Source organism: Nocardia sp. NPDC056611, assembly GCF_042792755.1.
Lineage (GTDB): Bacteria > Actinomycetota > Actinomycetes > Mycobacteriales > Mycobacteriaceae > Nocardia.
This window is the reverse complement of the sequence record NZ_JBHTVV010000004.1, coordinates 626084-645140: the sequence shown is the minus strand read 5'-3', so window position 1 is coordinate 645140 and position 19057 is coordinate 626084. Positions and strand designations below refer to the sequence as shown.

18 protein-coding genes are annotated in these 19057 nt (G+C 68.5%); 9 read left to right on the top strand and 9 right to left on the bottom strand.

What is annotated here, in order from left to right:
• Nucleotide 1 precedes the first annotated feature (1 nt).
• Nucleotides 2-505, bottom strand: a complete 504-nt coding sequence (locus ACFRAQ_RS24285; RefSeq protein ID WP_379103264.1) for a hypothetical protein — start codon at nucleotides 503-505, stop codon at nucleotides 2-4.
• A complete protein-coding gene (locus ACFRAQ_RS24280) occupies nucleotides 502-882 on the bottom strand; it encodes a hypothetical protein (protein WP_379103262.1) in 381 nt (126 codons plus the stop codon). The genes ACFRAQ_RS24285 and ACFRAQ_RS24280 overlap by 4 nt, the downstream gene beginning before the upstream one ends.
• A gap of 21 nt (nucleotides 883-903) precedes the next feature.
• On the opposite strand from ACFRAQ_RS24280, the gene ACFRAQ_RS24275 reads away from it, so the two are divergent.
• A complete protein-coding gene (locus ACFRAQ_RS24275) occupies nucleotides 904-1491 on the top strand; it encodes a TetR/AcrR family transcriptional regulator (protein WP_379103260.1) in 588 nt (195 codons plus the stop codon).
• A gap of 94 nt (nucleotides 1492-1585) precedes the next feature.
• Here ACFRAQ_RS24275 and ACFRAQ_RS24270 read toward each other — a convergent pair whose 3' ends face one another.
• On the bottom strand, nucleotides 1586-3490 hold the full coding sequence (locus tag ACFRAQ_RS24270) for a glycosyltransferase (RefSeq protein ID WP_379103258.1): 1905 nt from the start codon (nucleotides 3488-3490) through the stop codon (nucleotides 1586-1588).
• 93 nt (nucleotides 3491-3583) lie between these two features.
• Nucleotides 3584-4087, bottom strand: a complete 504-nt coding sequence (locus ACFRAQ_RS24265) for a GtrA family protein (RefSeq protein WP_379103256.1) — start codon at nucleotides 4085-4087, stop codon at nucleotides 3584-3586.
• Between the two features lie 98 nt (nucleotides 4088-4185).
• Between ACFRAQ_RS24265 and ACFRAQ_RS24260 the strand changes: the two genes are divergently transcribed.
• Together ACFRAQ_RS24260 and ACFRAQ_RS24255 are read left to right on the top strand one after the other, a co-directional pair.
• Entirely contained in the window at nucleotides 4186-5157 is a 972-nt protein-coding gene (locus ACFRAQ_RS24260; RefSeq protein WP_379103254.1) for a glycosyltransferase, read from the top strand.
• Nucleotides 5154-6737, top strand: a complete 1584-nt coding sequence (locus tag ACFRAQ_RS24255) for a DUF2142 domain-containing protein (protein WP_379103252.1) — start codon at nucleotides 5154-5156, stop codon at nucleotides 6735-6737. Before ACFRAQ_RS24260 ends, ACFRAQ_RS24255 begins: the two co-directional genes overlap by 4 nt.
• An 81-nt stretch (nucleotides 6738-6818) precedes the next feature.
• On the opposite strand, the gene rfbB is transcribed toward ACFRAQ_RS24255, so the two are convergent.
• Nucleotides 6819-7823, bottom strand: coding sequence for a dTDP-glucose 4,6-dehydratase (rfbB, locus tag ACFRAQ_RS24250; protein ID WP_379103250.1), 1005 nt, complete (start codon nucleotides 7821-7823; stop codon nucleotides 6819-6821).
• 434 nt (nucleotides 7824-8257) lie between these two features.
• Between rfbB and ACFRAQ_RS24245 the strand changes: the two genes are divergently transcribed.
• Entirely contained in the window at nucleotides 8258-8974 is a 717-nt protein-coding gene (locus tag ACFRAQ_RS24245; RefSeq protein WP_357275200.1) for a hypothetical protein, read from the top strand.
• Between the two features lie 152 nt (nucleotides 8975-9126).
• On the opposite strand, the gene ACFRAQ_RS24240 is transcribed toward ACFRAQ_RS24245, so the two are convergent.
• Nucleotides 9127-10128: an alpha/beta hydrolase gene (locus ACFRAQ_RS24240; protein ID WP_379103247.1), complete on the bottom strand. Its 1002-nt coding sequence runs from the start codon at nucleotides 10126-10128 to the stop codon at nucleotides 9127-9129.
• A gap of 248 nt (nucleotides 10129-10376) precedes the next feature.
• Between ACFRAQ_RS24240 and rfbA the strand changes: the two genes are divergently transcribed.
• Nucleotides 10377-11252, top strand: a complete 876-nt coding sequence (gene rfbA / locus ACFRAQ_RS24235) for a glucose-1-phosphate thymidylyltransferase RfbA (RefSeq protein ID WP_357275195.1) — start codon at nucleotides 10377-10379, stop codon at nucleotides 11250-11252.
• 2 nt (nucleotides 11253-11254) lie between these two features.
• Entirely contained in the window at nucleotides 11255-11839 is a 585-nt protein-coding gene (locus ACFRAQ_RS24230) for a dTDP-4-dehydrorhamnose 3,5-epimerase family protein (RefSeq protein ID WP_379103245.1), read from the top strand.
• A gap of 108 nt (nucleotides 11840-11947) precedes the next feature.
• Here the strand turns inward: ACFRAQ_RS24230 and ACFRAQ_RS24225 are convergent, their stop codons facing one another.
• Nucleotides 11948-13438: an MFS transporter gene (locus ACFRAQ_RS24225; RefSeq protein ID WP_379103243.1), complete on the bottom strand. Its 1491-nt coding sequence runs from the start codon at nucleotides 13436-13438 to the stop codon at nucleotides 11948-11950.
• Between the two features lie 60 nt (nucleotides 13439-13498).
• Between ACFRAQ_RS24225 and ACFRAQ_RS24220 the strand changes: the two genes are divergently transcribed.
• Entirely contained in the window at nucleotides 13499-13912 is a 414-nt protein-coding gene (locus tag ACFRAQ_RS24220) for a MarR family transcriptional regulator (protein WP_357275189.1), read from the top strand.
• A gap of 12 nt (nucleotides 13913-13924) precedes the next feature.
• On the opposite strand, the gene ACFRAQ_RS24215 is transcribed toward ACFRAQ_RS24220, so the two are convergent.
• Both ACFRAQ_RS24215 and ACFRAQ_RS24210 read right to left on the bottom strand, forming a co-directional pair.
• Nucleotides 13925-14797, bottom strand: coding sequence for a helix-turn-helix transcriptional regulator (locus tag ACFRAQ_RS24215; RefSeq protein ID WP_357275186.1), 873 nt, complete (start codon nucleotides 14795-14797; stop codon nucleotides 13925-13927).
• 107 nt (nucleotides 14798-14904) lie between these two features.
• Nucleotides 14905-15486 carry a DUF4282 domain-containing protein gene (locus ACFRAQ_RS24210; RefSeq protein WP_379103240.1) on the bottom strand — a complete coding sequence of 194 codons (582 nt, stop codon included), beginning with the start codon at nucleotides 15484-15486 and terminating at the stop codon, nucleotides 14905-14907.
• A 372-nt stretch (nucleotides 15487-15858) separates the two neighbouring features.
• Here ACFRAQ_RS24210 and ACFRAQ_RS24205 point away from each other — a divergent pair, with 372 nt between their 5' ends.
• Nucleotides 15859-16326, top strand: coding sequence for a hypothetical protein (locus ACFRAQ_RS24205; RefSeq protein WP_379103238.1), 468 nt, complete (start codon nucleotides 15859-15861; stop codon nucleotides 16324-16326).
• 191 nt (nucleotides 16327-16517) lie between these two features.
• Entirely contained in the window at nucleotides 16518-18776 is a 2259-nt protein-coding gene (locus ACFRAQ_RS24200) for a molybdopterin-dependent oxidoreductase (protein WP_379103235.1), read from the top strand.
• Nucleotides 18777-19057 lie beyond the last annotated feature (281 nt).

Below are 19057 nucleotides of genomic sequence, written 5' to 3'. Positions count from 1 at the left end.
CTCAGCCGGGCGCGACGGCCTCGCGCTCGGCGAGTGCCTTCAGGGTGAGCAATTGCTTGCGCATCATCAGGAAATCGCCGAAGACCGGTAGCGCCAGCGGCCAGGCGGGACCCCGGAATCGAACGCGCGCGTGCAGGCGACTGCCCGCACCGGTCTCGGGGCGCACCGCATAGGTGACCGCTACGCCCTTGGCCCGCAACGTGATCTGCTCGTCGGGCGTGAAATCGACGAGTTCGAAGAGCGACATGAAACGCTGGCCGAGCGCGAGTTCGGTGAGTTCCGGATCGCGCAGCCGGGGGCTGCGGTGGCCGAAGTTGTCGAGCAGGTCGTAGCTGTACGGGGCCGCGCGCAGCTGACAGAGCCAGGCGAAGACCAACGGTGCGGGCGCGTCCACCGGAACGGCCCGATCGCAGATCACCACGGAGCCGGAAAGCTCCGCGTCACAAGGCATGCGTGCGGACAGCTCGGTGTCGGTGGCGCCCCACCGCTGCCCGGGGAGACTCATGCGGGCCGCCCCGCGGCGACCGAGATCCGGCGCAGCATGTCGCGGACCACCAGGCGATGCATCCGGGTGCCGATGACCAGAGCCCGATAGATCCGGCCGTGGATGCCGGGGAAGGCGGCGTGGCTGATCGCGGTGAGACGGGTGTGGGTGGGGTCGACCTCGTCGAGGACGAAGGTCAGGCGGTAGCGGGAGAACCAGTGCCGACCCTTGGCGGCCAATCGGTGCGGCGGATCGGCGTCGTCGAGCACGAAACCACGGGGCAGTGTGTTGAGATCGTCAGGGTTTTCGCAGGTCGTGCGCAGTAGTGCGGTCCACGTGCCGGCGCGATCGGCATTGATTACCCTGGAATGCTCATCGATATAGGGCAAACGCTCCATATAGAAGGAACGTACTAGTTCATGGCGCCTCCCCGCAAGCACGACACCGACGTGATCCTCGACGCAGCGCGCGCACTGGTGCTGCGCGACGGCCCCCGCGCGGCGAGCGTCGCCGCCATCGCCGAGGCCAGCGGCGCACCCGTGGGCACGCTCTACCACCGGTTCGGCAACCGCAACGGCGTGCTCACCGAGGCCTGGATCCGGGCGCTGGACCGGTTCCAGTCCCGGGTGCTGGCCGCCGCGGCGGCGGCGGATCCGCTCGCGGCGGCGGTCGGCATGACCTCCGCCGCGGTGGGCTTCGGCCGGGACTGCCCCGACGACGCCAAACTGCTGCTCAACCTGCGGCCGCGCGATCTGCTCGACGGCGCGCCCGACACCGAGTTCCGCGATCGCCTGGCCCGGATGAACGAACCCCTGTTCGCGCAGCTCGATCGCATCGCGAACGGCCTCTACGGCAGCGCCGGGCCCCGCGAGATCGACGCCGTCAGCCGCGCGGTCGTGGACCTCCCCTACGCCGCGCTGCGCCGCCACGCCCACGCACCCGAACTCCCGGAGTGGCTGGAAGCCGACCTCGCCGCCGCCGCCCGCACACTGCTCACCGCGCCCTGACTCGGCGAGCCGGATCGGCGGACAGGCGGAATACCCGTCGCGGAAATGAAACATGGCCCGGGACAGGATGTCCCGGGCCATGCTCAGCCGAATATCAAGCAGTCTTGTCGATTCCGTAGAGACGTTCCCAGTTCTCTCGACTCGTCAGCTCCGGCATCGCGCCCCGCCAGCGGCGCTGCAGATCCGGCAGCTCCTTGCGGAGCTGACGCAGCACCCGGTAGGTGCGGATCAGCAGACGGCGGGCGGTTTCCTTGTCGCGCACGCGAACTCGGACACCGGACTGCGAGGCATCGGTGACGACCACGTGGTTGAACAGGCCGACGTGCCACCAGTGGGCGTCCTCGCGGGTGACCGCGACGGGGCCCGGGATGACGCGGCCGGTCCACTGGTTGAGCGCGCGCTTGTAGAGCACCAGCAGCGGGTGGCTGGGCTCGCCGCCCGCACGGCGGACATGCAGGTGGGCGTTGGGAACCGGGGAGGTGGCCGCGGGGTGCTTGGCGGTCTCCGGGTAGTCGGAGCGGGAGCCGCGGGCCTTGGCCAGCGCCTCGATACCGCCGTCGCGCAGCGTCTCCGGGCCCTTCAGGTAGTCCTCGATGCCCTGCAGGGTGGTGTGCGCCAGGCCGTACTGCATGCCGACCAGGTACTCGGCGATCTCACGGAACAGCTGGCGGGTGATCGCCTTGCCGTCCAGGTCGTGGTGCAGGGAGGACACGATGAGCGAGTTGCGCGAGGAGAAGTAGCGCGCCCAGTCGTCGAAGTCCTTCCAGTAGAAGTCGGCGTGCCACACGGCGGCATTGGGCAGGGTGACGGTGACGAAACCTTTCTCCCGCGCGCGCAGACCGTATTCCACGTCGTCCCACTGGAAGAAGATCGGCACCGGCAGCCCGATCTTCTTGACCACCTCGGCCGGGATCAGGCAGGTCCACCAGGCCTGGTAGCCGGCGTCGACGCGGCGTTCCTGGTGCTTCTTCAGCATGGAGGTGTTGCGCAGCGCCTTGGCCACCTTCTGGCCGTGGCGCAGCTTGCCCAGATTCGTCTCTTCCGCACCGACATTGAGGAAGTCGGGGTTGAACAGGAACAGCATCTGCGCGCCCACCAGGGTGGGTTCCACGGTCAGATTGGCGAAGGCGTTGAGCCGCAACACCGTTTCCGGCTCGCACAGGATGTCGTCGTCCATGAGGATGACGTCGGCGTGCTCGTTGGCGCCCGACACCTCGTAGAGGCCGCGGGTGAACCCGCCCGCGCCGCCGAGGTTGGGCTGCCGGATGTAGCGCAGCTTGTCGCCGAACTTGGGCTGGGTCTCGGTGAACAGCGCCTGGTCCTGCACCAGGTCGGTGCCCTGGTCGACCACGTACACGGCGTCGATGAGCGACAGCACGGTCGAGTCGGAGGCCAGTGCCGCAACGGTATTCGCGCAGTCCTGGGCCCGGTTGAAGGTGCAGATGGCAATGGCCACCGGGCGCACCCGCTCGGGCGCGGCCGCGGTCCACTCCAGATCGGTGATCACGGCCTCACCGCCGAGCGCCTCGATCTCCAGCCAGATCGCGCCGCCGTCGACGTACATGTCCAGCGGGGCGAGCAGCGTCACCCGGCCGGTCTCCTCGACCACGGCGGTGTCCACCACCCGGCGGTGTCCGGCGATGTCGGAGGCGGCCAGCCGCACCCGCACCTTGCCGGTCACCTCGAGGGTCAGGCCCACCTCGACCTCGGTGACCGTGGTCCAGCGCTGCCAGTAGGCGGCGGCGAAGCGCCCGAAATAGGTATTGGTGTTGACCGACGCGCCCTTCTCCAGGCGCAGGGTCCGCCGTTCCCGGGTGACCTTGCCCTTGGCCACCGCGTACAGGTCGTCGCTGATCTTGGGGGCGGGACCGGTGAAGATCCCGCGGGCCAGCACCAGCCGATCCGGCGCGGCGTGTTCCGCGCGCAGGGAGACGGGGGCCTCCCCGGTCTCCGTCCGATCCTCGGTTTCGGTCACGGCCTGCCCAGCCGACGCATCCATGAATCCCTCGACATCCTTTGAATACTTAGACACCGGCTCATCCGACGTGGTCGCACCGCCACTGTCACGCTCGGCGGCCCGACAATATCAGTGTCAGGCCTTATTCGTTCCCGAGGCCGGATTGGTGAAGACGAATTTCCCGTAGGCCCAGAATCGGAAGCCCATGGCGACGGCCTGACCGATCAGCGTGCCGGAAACGTTGTCCGCCAATGGACTGTCCAGTCCCAGCACGTAGCGGGAGAAGCCGAGACAGCCCAATTGCAGTCCGATGGCCATCACATTCAGCGCGGCATAGGTCAGGATGTGCCGGGCCCCGGTATCGCCGTCGTGATCGGAGTAGGTCCACCACTTGTTGCCGAAATAGGTGACCACCGTGGCCACCCCGATCGCGATGATCTTGGCGACCAGTGGGAGGCGGAACAACGGCCCCTCACCGCCCAGGAAGACCAGCAGGTTGTAGGTGCCCGCGTCGACCACGAAGCCGATCGCGCCGACCACCAGGAAGGCCCCGCCGCGCTGCAGCAGGGCCCGGACCTTCCCGGTCAGGGAAGCATTCGGCGACGACACGCTGACCGCCGTGGACTCGTTCGCAGACACCGGCCGACGGTACCCCAACCCCGCAGCACCCATATATCTGTGACGGTCGGGTACCCTCCCCGGTGTTCATATTCGCCTCCGATCAGAGGATTGACCGGGTGGACTCCACCGAGCTTCGTATAGCCGCCATCGTGCCGTGTCACAACGAAGAGGCCGCCGTCGCGAAGGTCGTCACCGACCTGCAGGCCGCCGTCCCGGGCATAGTCGTCTACGTCTACGACAACCTGAGCACCGACGCCACGGCCGATAAGGCGCGCGCGGCCGGGGCGATCGTGCGCACCGAGAACCGCAAGGGCAAGGGCAATGTGGTGCGCCGCGCTTTCGCCGATATCGAGGCCGATGTCTACCTGATGGTCGACGGCGACGACACCTACGACGCCGCCGCCGCGCCGGAGATGATCCGAACTCTGCTCGCGGGCCCCTACGACCACGTGCTGGGCGTACGCCGCGAGGTCGAGGCCGGGTCGGCGTACCGGGCCGGGCACGAGACCGGCAACAAGGTGCTCAACGGCGTGGTCGGCAAGGTGTTCGGCGAGAACGTCGAGGACATGCTCAGCGGCTACCGGGTCTTCTCCCGCCGCTTCGTGAAGTCGTTCCCCGCGGTGTCGCGCGAGTTCGAGATCGAGACCGAACTGACCGTGCACTCGCAGCACCTGGGCGTCCCGCAGACCGCCGTGCCGGTCGGCTTCCGGGACCGGCCCGCGGGCAGCGAATCCAAGCTGCGCACCTACAGCGACGGCTTCAAGATCCTGCGCCTGATCGTCGGCCTGGCCCGGCACGAGCGGCCGGTCGCCTTCTACGGCCTGTTCGGCACGCTGTCCTGGCTGGTCTCGCTGGTGCTCATCACGCCGATAGTGATCGAGTTCTACGAGACCCACCAGGTCCCGCGCTTCCCGACCCTGTTCCTCGGTTTCACCCTGCTGCTGCTCGGCAGCCTGGCCTGGACCGCCGGCCTGATCCTGGACGGCATCCGCCGCTCCCGGCACGAGGCGGCGCGCCTGATGTACCTGCGCTACGCCGCGGTCGGCGAGTCCGAACCCGGCGGCCACTCCGGCGGTTCGGTTCGATGACGGAGAGCACCACCATCGCGGCACCCGAAAAGATCCCGGCCGAACCCGAGGCCACGGCCGCGCGGCCCGAGTCGAAGACCGCCGGGCTGCGTCGCGCCGCGATCGGCGTCGAACGCCGATTCGGTTCGGCCGCCGTGGCTTTCGTGCTCATCGCGGGCGTCTTCGGCGCGGTGTGGTCGGTGCTCACGCCCCCGTTCTGGGGCCACGACGAGATCACCCAGTTCGGCCGCGCCTATCAGATCGCGCACGGCGGGCTCCTGCCGCAGAAGATCCACGACGACCGCGGCCCGGCCTGGGGCGGCGACGTGCCGGTCAGCATCGACGCGCTGATGAGCTACGCCTTCACCGACTACCAGGACAACCCGGACGAGCCGGACCCCATGGTCCTGGACCCGCACGTCTACGACCAGCTCGGCTCGGCCGCTGTCTCGGCCGACACCACCCCGGTGTGGTTCACCAATACCGCGGCCTACTCCCCGATCCCGTACCTGCCGCCCGCGGCCGGGATCCGGATCGCCGAGGCCCTCGACCTGAACGTCGGCGGCATGGTGCTGGCCACCCGCTGGGCCGGACTGCTCGCCTACCTGCTGATCGTGGGATTCGCGCTGCGGGTGCTGCGCGGGCACCGGGTGCAGTGGCTGGCCTTCACCGTCGCGGTGCTGCCCATCGCGCTGTTCCAGGCGGGGACCGTCACCGCGGACACCGTCACCAACGCGCTCGCCCTGCTGGTGTCGGCGCTGGTGGTGAAGTCGCTGTTCCTCGGTGAGCGACTGAGCAAGCCGGAGACGGTGGCCGCGCTGGCCACCACCGTGCTGCTGCCGGTCTGCAAGCCGACCTACGTGCTGATCGCCATGCTCACCGTGCTGATCCCGGCCCGCCGCTTCGGTTTCGGCCGAGTTGTCCAGGACGGAGCGGATGAGCGGGTCGCGGTGTGGCAGCGGGTGCTGCCGTGGGCGGCCGCCGGGCTCGGCGCGGTGTCCTTCGCGGGCTGGATGAAGATCGCCGCCCCGACGGGTGACGGCATGAGCCTGATGCGGCCCGAGAAGCAGTGGGGCACGGTGCGCCCCGGCGACCAGCTGCACGGCATCCTCAGCGATCCGTTCCACTTCCTGCGGATCTTCGGCGACAGCATCGCCCGCCGCGACCAGCACTGGTTCACCCAGTTCTTCGGTGAGCTCGGCTTCTCCTACGTGGAGGTGCCCGCCCTCACCATCCTGGCGGCGCTGCTGGCCTTCGGTATGAGCCTCGGTGCGGCCGAGCGCTTCTCGCCGACCGGCGCGGACCGCAAGCGGACCTGGCTGGTGCTGCTGACCATCGCGGCCAGCGTGGCCATGATCTACGTGACGCTGTACATGTCCTTCACGCCGGTCGGCTACTTCATCATCGACGGCGTGCAGGGCCGCTACTTCGTGCCGCTCGCGGTGCTGGGCCTGGCGGTGCTGTTGCGCTGGGTGCCCTTGCGGCTCGCCGACGCGGCGGGCCGGGTGCCGGCGCGGGCGGCGGCGTTCACCGTGGTGACGGCGACGTCGGTGGCGCTGATCGCGGCCGTGGTGAAGTACTCCACTCTGGTCTGGGGCTGACCCGAAACATCCGTGACCTGCAACGATCAACGCCGGGGCGAATTGCCCCGGCGTTGCTGTTTCGGGTCGGTCAGGACCGGTCTAGATTACCTTTTCGCCCGCGTCAGCGTACGCGGATTCGGTCGCGGCCTTCTGTGGCCGCCACCAGGATTCGTTGTCCCGATACCAGTCGATGGTGGCTTCCAGGCCCTTGCGGAAGTCCCGGTACTCGGGTTCCCAGCCCAGCTCGGTGCGTAGCAGCGAGGCGTCGATGGCGTAGCGCAGGTCGTGGCCGGGGCGATCGGTGACGTGATCGAAATCGTCCGCGGCGCGACCGAAGGCCTCCAGGATCAGCTCCACCACGGACTTGTTGTCGCGTTCGCCATCGGCGCCGATCAAATAGGTCTGGCCGATTCGCCCGCGCTCCAGGATTTCCCAGACCGCGCTGTTGTGGTCGTCCACGTGGATCCAGTCCCGCACCTGATGTCCGGCGCCGTAGAGCCGGGGCCGGACGCCGTCGATCAGATTGGTGATCTGACGCGGGATGAACTTCTCCACATGCTGGTAGGGCCCATAGTTGTTGGAGCAGTTGGAGATTGTGGCCCGCACGCCGAAGGAACGCGCCCAGGCGCGGACCAGCATGTCGCTGGAGGCCTTGGTGGCCGAATAGGGACTCGACGGGTTGTAGGGCGTGTTCTGATCGAATGCCGCCGGATCGTCGAGTTCCAGGTCGCCGTACACCTCGTCGGTCGAGATGTGGTGGTAGCGCACCTGGTGGCGGCGCACGGCCTGGAGCAGCGAATAGGTGCCGACGATATTGGTCTGGACAAAGGGCCACGGGTCGGCCAGCGAATTGTCGTTGTGTGATTCGGCGGCGAAATGCACCACCGCGTCCACACCCCCGACCAGGCGATCCACCAGCGCGGTATCGGCGATGTCGCCGTGCACGAACTCGATTCGGTCCGCGACCGGGTCGAGTGAGGCGCGGTTGCCCGCATAGGTGAGTTTGTCCAGCACGGTGACATGGACACCCGCGCGCCGCGTCACCGTCTGGTGAACGAAGTTCGCGCCGATGAAGCCGGCCCCGCCGGTTACGAGCAATCGCACACCGAAACACTACGACGGCCGCGGCGCACCGCGGCGGTGGGTCCGGGAAGTTGCCGTCTTTACATCAGCGGGGCGGCCTGTGTGCGCGGAATCGGTCATCGCGCTGAAACAAATGCACTTAATTGAAACCAGGCCGTTCGGTCGAAATGTCGCAATTCAGCGCCGGAACCGTGACATTCACCGACACAGTGTCTCAACCGAGCAAGCGACGCGTGTGACCTTCATCACTCGATGCGCCTCGGATGGCGTCCGGCAACAGAATCAGACTGCGCGAAACCCTGTCGTACGCAGCACTTTTCCAATACCTTGCCATCGGCACGATCGTGATGGTGAACAGAATTTGAACGAACGGTCACAACGGGTTCACCGCTCGTTAGCTGTCCTCCATTTCGATTCGTGTTGTCCCCCCGAGCTCTTCGATGAGGTTTCAACAAATGCTGATGAGGAAATTCGCCGCCACCGCGGCGCTGGTGTCCGCTGCCATGGCCGTCACCGCCGGCACCGTGAACGCCGCCCCCGCCGAGGAGGCCGGTGCGATCAACTACACCGCCACCACCTCCGAGACCAACACCATCATCCGTACCGACGCGGGCTCGATGGCTGTCGAGAACGGCAACTTCGTTATCAAGGCCGCCAACGGCAACATCGTCGCCGGCATGCCGCTGAAGCTGCAGGTGGACGACTTCACCTTCCCGATCGCGGCGGAGATCTCCGACCACACCGCGACCCTCACCCCGCAGTACGACATGGACCACGCGACCTACACGCCGCAGAACGTGAAGGACGTCGCCCTGCCGTACGAGGACCAGGCTCCCTGGAAGTCGGACTACGACCGTGAGCAGGCCGCCTGGAACCGCATGAAGGACACCATCGCGCTGGGCGCCACCGTGGCGACCCTGGTCGGTGGCCTGGGCGCCGCGGCCGTCGGCTGCGTCCTCGGCTTCGGCGTCGCCGGTCTGGCTTCCGCCCCGCTGGCCGCCCTGTTCGGCGCCGGCCCGGTCATCGGCTGCCTCGTCGGCGCCTCGACCATCGGCTTCCTGGGCACCATCGCCGGTCAGCTGCTGATCACCGCGCCGGTCGCCATCGCCGCCGCGATCCAGTACTTCACCACCATCAACGGCCCGCACATCTCCCCGGCTCCGGCCAAGTAATACGTCGGCTCCGGCCGAGTAGCTGCGCGCTGTACGTCGAAACCCCCGCCCGGATCATCCGGGCGGGGGTTTCGCGGTGTCCGGGGATGTGGGACCCGAGGCCCGCGGCCCCGAGCCCCACATCATCGAATCACGCTGTGCGCATCACCGATTCACGCGGTGCGGGCGATGCTTCCGGATTCGACGCGTTCGCGGACGAACCGCGCGACGTGCGCCAGCGCGGCCCGGCTCTCGGGCATGTTGGGGAAGATGGCCGGGAACGCGTGCACCTGGCCGCGCCAGATCTCCAGCGTGGCGGGCACACCCGACTGGGCCATCCGCTGCGCCATCACCTCGCTGTCGCGGCGCAGCACCTCGTCCTCGGCGACGATGAGCAGGGCGGGCGGCAGGCCCGCGAGCACATTGTTGACCGGCGACATCCGGGGATCCAGGCGGCCGTCGACCTCCGCGCCGATCTTCACCACGGATTCCAAGGCGGACAAGGGGATCAGCGCGTCGCGGTGATAGTTGGGGTGGGCGCGCTTCTCGGTGCAGTCCAGGTCCAGGGCGGGGCTCAGCCCGACCAGACCGGCGGGAACCGGGAGTCCGGTGTCGCGGGCGCGCAGGGCGGTCGCGAAGGTCATGTAGCCGCCGGCGGAGTCGCCCGCGAACACCACCCGGCCGGCCGGAACCCCGTGTGCCAGCAGCCATGTGTAGGCGGTGAGGCAGTCGTCGACGGATCCGGAGATGTCGGTCTTGGGCAGCTGCCGGTATTCCACGCTGACCACCGGCAGTCCGGTGCGCCGGGCGAGGGACGCGACCACCGGGCGGTGGGTGTCGAGTCCGCACAGGAAGAAGCCGCCGCCGTGCATGTACAGCACCGCGCCGTCGCGCAGTGACTTGCTCGCCCCGGCGGGCCGCACGATCTCGATGCGGAAGCCCTTGAGCCGCACTTCCTCCCGTTCCACGCCGCGCGGGCTGGGGCGCAGTTTGGCGAGGCTGTTGATCACGGTGCTGACGACCGGCATCGAGCCCACGGTGACCGTCGCGCGGTCGCCGGCGGGCCGGATCACGGTACGGGAGAATGCGGTCAGGGTGCGCGCGGCGGCGCTGATACGGTCCGGGTTCTCGACTTCGTCGCGGGCCGCAGCGGTCCCGTCATGGGGCAATGCCATCGCGCACCTACCTCGTTGTTGGCGCGCCGAGCCGTTCGACCGGAAGGACCGATTGGCTGGCTCGGCACCCGGCGCGCGGAGAGTCGGCGCTGACATCTCACATAGCGTTGTTTCAGAACACCATGGGAACGTGACCTACGCAACATTTATCGCCGAATTCGTCCACCGGTAAACGGGCGTGATCGATCTGAGGTCCAGTCGGAACCTGACCGCCACGGTTCACGGCAGAACTGGCAGACTGTCGTGACATGCGCGGAATCATCCTGGCCGGGGGCACCGGATCGCGGTTGCACCCGATCACGCGCGGGGTGAGCAAACAGCTGGTCCCGGTGTACGACAAACCGATGGTGTACTACCCCCTGTCCACCCTCATGCTGGCGGGGATCCGGGACATCCTGGTGATCACCACCCCCGAGGACGCGGACGCCTTCACCCGGCTGCTCGGCGACGGCAGCCGCTTCGGGGTGAACATCTCCTACGTGGTGCAGCCCGAGCCCGACGGCCTGGCCCGCGCCTTCGTCCTCGGCGCCGATCACATCGGCAACGACAGCGCGGCACTGGTGCTGGGCGACAACATCTTCCACGGCCCCGGCCTGGGCACCCAGCTGCAGACCTTCCACAACCTCGACGGCGGCGCGGTCTTCGCCTACCGCGTCTCCGACCCCACCGCCTACGGCGTGGTCGAATTCGCCGACGGCCGGGCCATTTCCATCGAGGAGAAGCCGGCCCGCCCGCGCTCCAACTACGCCATCCCGGGGCTGTACTTCTACGACAACGACGTGCTCGCCATCGCCCGCGATCTGAAGCCCTCCGACCGCGGCGAATACGAGATCACCGACGTCAACCGCGCCTACCTGGAGCAGGGCCGCCTGCACGTGCAGGTGCTGGCCCGCGGCACCGCCTGGCTCGACACCGGCACCTTCGACTCCCTGCTGGACGCGGCCAACTACGTGCGCACCATCGAGGAACGCCAGGGCCTGAAGATCGGCGTGCCGGAAGAAGTGGCCTGGCGGCTCGGCTTCATCGACGACGATCAACTCGCCCGGCTGGCCGAACCCCTGGTGCGCTCGGGCTATGGAAAGTACCTGATGGACCTGCTGGGCCACGGGCGAACCTGGGAGTAGGCATGCGGATTCGGGAACTGTCGGTGCCGGGTGCGTGGGAGTTCACCCCCCGGCTGCACGGAGACGACCGCGGCGTCTTCTACGAGTCGTTCAAGGCCTCGGAGTTCGAGAAGGCGACGGGCCGGCCCTTCGATCTGCTGCAGGTCAACATCTCGACGTCGGCGGCGGGCGTGCTGCGCGGCATCCACTACACCGAGACCCCGCCCGGCCAGGCCAAATACGTGACCTGCGTGCGCGGCGCGTTCCTGGACGTGGTGGTCGACCTGCGCCGCGACTCCCCGACCTTCGGGACCTGGGACGCGGTGGTGATCGACGATGTGGAGCGCAAGTCGGTGTTCCTGGCCGAGGGCCTGGGGCACGCGCTGCTGTCGCTGGAGGACGGCTCCACGGTGAACTACCTGTGCTCGCTCGAGTACTCCCCCGAATTCGACCGGGACCTGGACGCTTTCGACCCGGACCTGGCCATCGCCTGGCCGGCCGTGGGCCGCAACGGCGAACCGCTCACCTTCGTCCGCTCCGACAAGGACGCCGCGGCTCCGCGCCTGGCGGAGCTCTCCCGCCTCCCCGGAACTTCAGCGCACGGCTGAGAGCCGTCGCCGGTCAATACGTCATCGGGGCGCATCGCGTCATGCGATGCGCCCCGATTTCTTTGACGACTCCGCCCGTGTGAGCTGCGGGCGGAGTCACCACGAGCGTCAGCCGACCAGTTCGACCTCCGCGTCGCGGTCCGCCCGGCGAGCCCGGACCTTCGGCAGGAAGGCGGTGAGCGCGACCAGGGCGCCGACGATGGCGACGCCCGCGGCGAACTGCAGGCCCGGCCGGTAGGTGTCGAGCATGCTGGCCGGGGTCGGGTGGCTGGGCACCGACGAGGTGACGATGGCGGTGGTCACCGCGAGCACGATGGCCGCGCCGACCTGCATGGCGGTCTGCAGCACACCGGCCGCCAAGCCCTGCTCGTCGTCGTCGATACCGCTGGTGGCCTGGATGTTGATGGCCGGGAAGCCGACCCAGCCGATGCCGACCAGCAGCACGGCGGGCAGCAGCACGGTGAGGTAGTCCGGCGCGGTGTCGATGCGCAGGTACAGCAGGTAGCCGATGCCCATGATCACCATGGTGATCGCGATGATCGGGCCGGTGCCGAAGCGGTCGACCAGCTTGTCGGAGACGAAGGCCGAGGCGACCACCAGCAGACCGACCGGCAGCAGCGCGAGCGCCAGCTTCAGCGGCGACCAGCCGAGGGTGTCCTGCAGGTACAGGGTGGTGATGAACTGCCAGCTGAAGTACGAGCCGCCGACCGCGATGATGGCCAGGCTGGCCCGGACCAAGGTGCCCTTGCGCAGGATGCCCAGGCGGACGAGCGGGTAGCGCACCTTGTTCTCGACGTAGACGAAGGCGGCGGCGAGCACGGCGACCGCGACGAACGAGCCGATCGTGCGGACCGAGGCCCAGCCCGCGGCGGGCGCGGAGACGACGGTGTAGACCAGCAGCAGCATGGTGGCGGTGGACAGCAGCGCGCCGAGCAGGTCGTGGCCGCCCTCTTCGGCGGGCTTGTCCTTGGGGACCAGGACGTACGCGGCGGCCAGGGCGGCGAGCGCGATCGGGACGGGCAGCAGGAAGGTCCAGCGCCAGCCGAGCCCGGTCATCAGGCCGCCGAACAGCAGGCCCATGGAGTAGCCGCCCGCGCCGAAGACGGTGTAGATGGACAGCGCCTTGTTGCGGGCCGGCCCCTCCGGGAAGTTCGTGGTGATGATGGACAGGCCGGTGGGCGCGGTGAACGCGGCGGCCAGGCCCTTCACGAAGCGGGTCAGGATGAGCAGCGCCGGCGAGCTCACCAGCGCGCCGGCCAGCGAGGCCAGGGCGAAGACGGCGAGGGCGATCAGGAAGACCTTGCGACGGCCCAGCAGGTCTGCGGTGCGGCCGCCGAGCAGCAGCAGGCCGCCGTAGCCGAGCACGTAACCGCTGACCAGCCACTGCAGGGTGGAGGTTTGGATGTCGAGTTCGGTGCCGATCGAGGGCAACGCGACGCCGATCATCGAGACGTCGAGGCCGTCGAGGAACAGCACGATGCACAGGGTGATGAGCATGCCCCAGAGCCGGGCGGTCCACTGCGTGGTGTCGGCCGCGGCGCTCACTGCGGGGCGGATCTCGGTGGAAGTCACGAGAGAGGACGGTACATGCACACGCATCAAATGCACAAGCATTTAATGCGGTGGCATGATTTTGCCGAAGCGACTAGGATGACCCCCATGCCGAAGCCGACAGTGCCCGTCGACCGGCCTGTGACAACGTCTTTCGAGACGTCGGGGCTGGTGGGTGAGTGGCGCGAGCTGCTGGCCCGGCACGCGTCCACCTCATGCGCCCTGGAGAAGGAACTGCAGGGCCGCCACCACATCGGGCTCAGCGAATTCGAGACCCTGGACCGCCTCATCGAAACCGGCAGCGACAGCTACAAGATGAGCGATCTGGCCAATGACATCTACCTCAGCCAGAGCGCGCTCTCGCGCACCGTGGCGCGGCTGGAACGCGACGGCCTGGTGGATCGCACGCTGTGCACGAACGATCGCCGCGCGATCTTCGTCTGCGTGACGGAAAAAGGGCGCGAACTGCACAAGCAGGCCGCGCCCACGCACCGTGCGGTGCTGGCCCAGACTCTGGGCTAGAGATCCCGCGCCCTAGAGCGCTGCGCGCACCGACTCGATGATCGGAAGCGCGTCCACCGCAATGGAACTCACCGAGGCGAAGGCCTCGCGGTAGCGGGCCACCTCGGGCTCCTTGTCGAGATACGAGGACCCGGTCAGCGATTCCACGTACACCACCGGCGGTTCGGTGGGTTCGCCTGCGGCGGTGGGGAATTCGAGCAGCACGAAGCGGCCCGCGTCCATGCCGTTGTGGTAGCCGCACTCGGCGCGCAACAGGCGCAGCCGGACATTGGGCAGCTCACCGAGCTTGTGCAGCCGGTCGAGCTGGCCGCGAGTCACCTCGTCACCGCCGACGCGGTGCCACAGCACGGCCTCGGAGATCACCACGTCCAGCTGCAGCGGCGAATCGGCCCGGGTGAGCAGGGATTGGCGCGCGGTCCGCACCCGGACGCGGCGGTCCAGCTGCTCGGGCGAGATGCCGGGGTAGGCCCCCGCCAGCACCGCGCGGTAGTACTGCTCGGTCTGCAGCAGCCCGGGGACCAGCTCGTTCTCGTAGCTGATCAGCTTTCCGGCGGCTTCCTCGAGCCCGATGTAGACCTCGTAGCCCTCGTCGATCACATCGCTGAACTCGGTCCACCAGCCGCGGGCCTTGGTCTCGCGGGCCAGCGCGGTGAGCGGTTCGATGGCGTCCTCCGGCGCGCCGTAGATCCGGCACATGGCCTCGACATCCAGGCTGCGCAGCGACGTCTGACCGGTTTCGATGCGCCAGATCTTGGCCTCGGACCATTCCAGTCGCTGCGCCGCCACCCGGGTCGTCATGCGCGCGCGATTTCGCAGGTCGCGCAGGTGTCGGCCGAGCTGGCGGCGCGGCACGGTCGATCCGGTAATCCCCTGCGGTAGAGCCATTAGTCCCCCTATACCAGTGTTGCGATCGCATTGTTGCACAGGAAAACTCAGCGATCCATGGACGCGGGACACGCTCCGGGCGGAGACATAACGGGCCGCTACTCAGGCTACTTCCGGGAAGACCGCCGACGGAAGCGCCAGAATTGCACTGCCTGAACATCTTTGGACAGCTGATTGACAGGTTCCGCCACATCCGACAACGCCTGGAACAGATCGTCGGCCATATCGGAAATATGCTCGACCCGCGCCGCCAGCCGGGACGCGTTGAGCACGAACTCCAGCAGCAGGCGCACCACCGCGGCGATCACCAGGCCCAACGGCACCGCGAACACCACCGCGAACACGATTCCCAGCCACGCCGAGATTCGCCAGAGCCCTACGGTTCCCACGATCGGGATCGCGAAAGCGCCCGCCAAGCCCAGCAGGTACGCCAGCGGCAGCAGAGTGCGAGTGGCGGCGCGGTGAAACTGCAGGTCCAGCAGGGCGCGGGCGGCATCCACGCACCACGCGCCGAAAGCTCCTGGGCTGGCGAAGGGTTCGACCGGCTCCTCGGCGTCCTCGCCCTCGGCGAGCCGCCGGGACATGCGACGGGTGGCGGCCTCCTTGAAGGCGGCCCAGCGGCCTTCCTCGATGAGCTCCTCGAGCTTCTCGAGCTCCTCGAGTTCCGACTCCCCCGGCTGTTCGGCCATGCCGACGATCTCCTCTCCCGCAGACCCGTTCGGCCGATTCAGTGTGTCCGGTTTCGGCCGATTCAGTGTCTCCGGTAACGCCGGAGGCCCGCGCGACGAGAGAGTGTGTTGTAGAACACGTCACGCCGGCGGCTGATGACGGGCTCCGAACCGAGCGATAGCGCCCTTGACGCGTCGTCGCAGGCGAGAGCCGGTCCGGCCACCGGGTGTCTCAGATGAGCCACGGCCACGTTCCGGCCGAAGCGGACTGGACAAACGACGTTCTGCAACAGAACCGGACTCGAGGTGAAAAAGGGTGTGTAACGCCCCGAACCCCCCGCTCCGATACGCCACCAGAGCAGGAACTAGATCTACCGGGGAATGGAGAAACCAGTGCGTACGACGTTTTCGTCAGCCGTTGCGGAATCTGCGCAGGACTACATCCAGCGCGGCTGGACGGTCGCCGAAACCGCCAATGGCGTCTGCCTGGTCACCGACGAGAACATCGCGGGCATCGAGGTCACCGGCGACACCGCCGCGTTCGTGCGCCGCTACCTGCGGGCCAACGACCTGACCGGCCCGGTCATCGAGATCCCGGGCGCCGAGCGCCGCGAGATCCACCTCGTCACCGGCCTGGCCAAGGCCGCGCGTGCCATCGAGGCGCTGCGCGAGGCCGGCGTGGTCGTCTACTCCGACGGCGCGGGCATCCCGCTGCCGCCGAGCAAGCTGTCCGCCGGTGCGGCCTGCTGGGGCGTCGCCCCGCACGAGGCCCGCTGGATCCCGCCGGTGGTCGCCATCGCCGCGGGCGTCCGCGCCGCCGCCAAAGGAGCCCGGCCGCAGGCGACTCGTATCGCCTCCTGACACCGGCTCCACGAACGACTCGAAACCCGCGAGTGCTCCCCGGCGCTCGCGGGTTTCGCCGTATCCGGGTCCGAACGTTGCGAATTGAGAGTTAACGGGCATCAGCCCAGGTCTCGCGATTGCCTGCTCCCCCATCGCGATTCGTCCGCCGCAGGTGTTTCGCCCGATCCGCCGCCGGGCGATCATTGGGTATGACCCACGTCACGGACAGCCCCCGGACCGCGCTGCGCACCTGCCCGCTCTGCGAAGCGGTGTGCGGACTCGAACTCACCCTCGACGGCAGCGACCGCATCGTGTCGGTGCGCGGTGATCACGCCGACCCCTTCAGCAAAGGCTTCGTCTGCCCCAAGGGCGCGACGCTCGGCCACCTGGACGGCGACCCGGACCGGCTCACCCGGCCCATGATTCGCGATCGCGCCACCGATACCTGGCGGGCCACGAGCTGGGACGAGGCCTTCGGGGTGATCCGGGAACGGCTGCCGCAGGTGTCGGCCGCGTACGGCAATCAGGCGGTGGGCCTGTACCTCGGCAACCCCAACGCACACACCGTGGCCGGTGCGCTGTACGTGCCGCTGCTGATCCGGGCCCTGGCCACCCGCAGCCTGTTCTCCGCCAGCACCGCCGACCAGATGCCCAAGCAGGTGTCGAGCGGGCTCATGTTCGGCGACCCGCTCACCGTGGCGGTGCCCGACCTGGACCGGACCGACTATCTGCTGATGCTGGGCGCGAATCCGCTGGAGTCCAACGGATCCCTGTGCACCGCACCGGATTTCCCGGGTCGATTGAAGGCGCTGCGGCAGCGCGGCGGCCGGTTCGTGGTGGTGGATCCGCGCCGTACCCGCACGGCCAAGCTGGCCGACGAGCATCTGTTCGTGCGACCGGGCAGCGACGCCTACCTGCTGTTCGGGATCGTGCACACGCTGTTCGCGGAGGACCTGACCGACGTCCGGGTCGAGGTGAACGGGCTCGACGAGATCCGCGCCGCCGCGGCGGGTTTCCCGCCGGAGCTGGTCGCCGCGCGCACCGGGGTGCCCGCCGAGACCATCGTGCGGCTGGCCCGGGAACTGGCCGCCGCGCCCACCGCCGCCGTCTACGCCCGGATCGGGACTTGCACCGCCGAGTTCGGGACGGTCACGCAGTGGCTGGTGGACGTGGTCAATGTGCTGACCGGCAATCTGGATTCGCCCGGCGGAGCCATGTTCGCGACCGGCGCCGCGCTGGGCATCGTGCGGTCGCGGCCGTTCCGGACCGGGCGCTGGGGCAGCCGGGTGCGCGGGCTGCCCGAGGCCATGGGCGAACTGCCGGTGGCGACGCTGGCCGACGAGATCCTGACGCCCGGGGACGGGCAGATCCGGGCCATGGTGACGGTGGCCGGCAATCCGGTGCTGTCCGCACCCAGTGGCGCGCGCCTGGATGCCGCTTTCGAGGGCCTGGAATTCATGGTGAGCGTCGATCGGTACCTCAACGAGACCACCCGGCACGCGGACGTGATCCTGCCGCCTCCGCGCGTCACACAGTCCCCGCACTACGACTTCGCGCTGCTCAATTTCGCGGTGCGGAACTACGCCCGCTACTCGCCGCCGGTGGCGCCGCTCGGCGAGGACGAGCTGTCCGAGGCCGAGGTGATGGCCCGGCTGGCGCTCGCGGTGTCCGGGCAGGAGCCCCAACCGGGGCTGGATCCGCTCACCGTGGTCGACGAGATCGTGATCGCCGGAACCCTGCACAAGGCCGGGATGGCGGATCGGCGCGGGGAACTGCTCGGGTCGAACACCACCGAGCAGCGGCTGGACCTGATGCTGCGGCTGGGCCCGTTCGGCGAATGGGCGGCCGCGGCGAACGCGCCCACGGCGCCGCCCGCTTCGGGCGATCCCGATTCCGGGGACTCGACCGAGAACTGGGCAGGTCGGATGAATCTGCAAGTACTGCTGGACAATCCGCACGGCATCGACCTCGGCCCGCTGCGCCCGCGGCTGCCCGGCGCGCTGCGGACGGCCTCCCGGAAGGTGGAGCTCGCGCCCGCGCAACTGCTGGCCGACGTGGCCCGGCTGCGGGCGCGCGCGGAGGACCGGCGGCCGGAGATGGTGCTGGTGGGGCGGCGACAGCTGCGCTCCAACAACAGCTGGCTGCACAATGTTCCGCCGTTGGTGGGCGGGTCGAACCGGTGCACACTGCACATCCATCCCGAGGACGCGACGCGGCTGGGGCTGGACGGGCGGGCCGTGGTGAAGTCGGCGGCGGGCACGGTGACCGTGGAGCTGGAGCCGACCGAGGACATCATGCCGGGGGTGGTGAGCCTGCCGCACGGCTGGGGACACGAGGACAGCGCGCAGGCGGTCGCCCGGACCCATGCCGGGGTGAACGCCAATGTGCTGACCGATGATTCGCTGGTGGATGTCCCGTCGGGGAACGCGGTGTTCAACGGGGTGCCGGTGACGCTCACGCGGGCCTGATTCCGGAGCCGTTTCGAAAAGACCTTTCGGTATTTATGTTTCGAGGACCGAAGATCAGCGCCAGCTAGGGGGATGAAAACGATCGAACCCGGCGCGAAGGTCTGCAAAATGGACAAAACAGGAATGCGAAATCCCCGCGCCCCCTGGGGATCTCGCATACCCATACCCCGGAAATGACCGGCAGCATCCCCACAGCTAAGGGACGAAGGTCCCTTGTGAGCAGTTTCATCCGGGAGGATCCTCGCATCGGGAAGGTTTGTCCGGCATCAGTCGAAGCACCC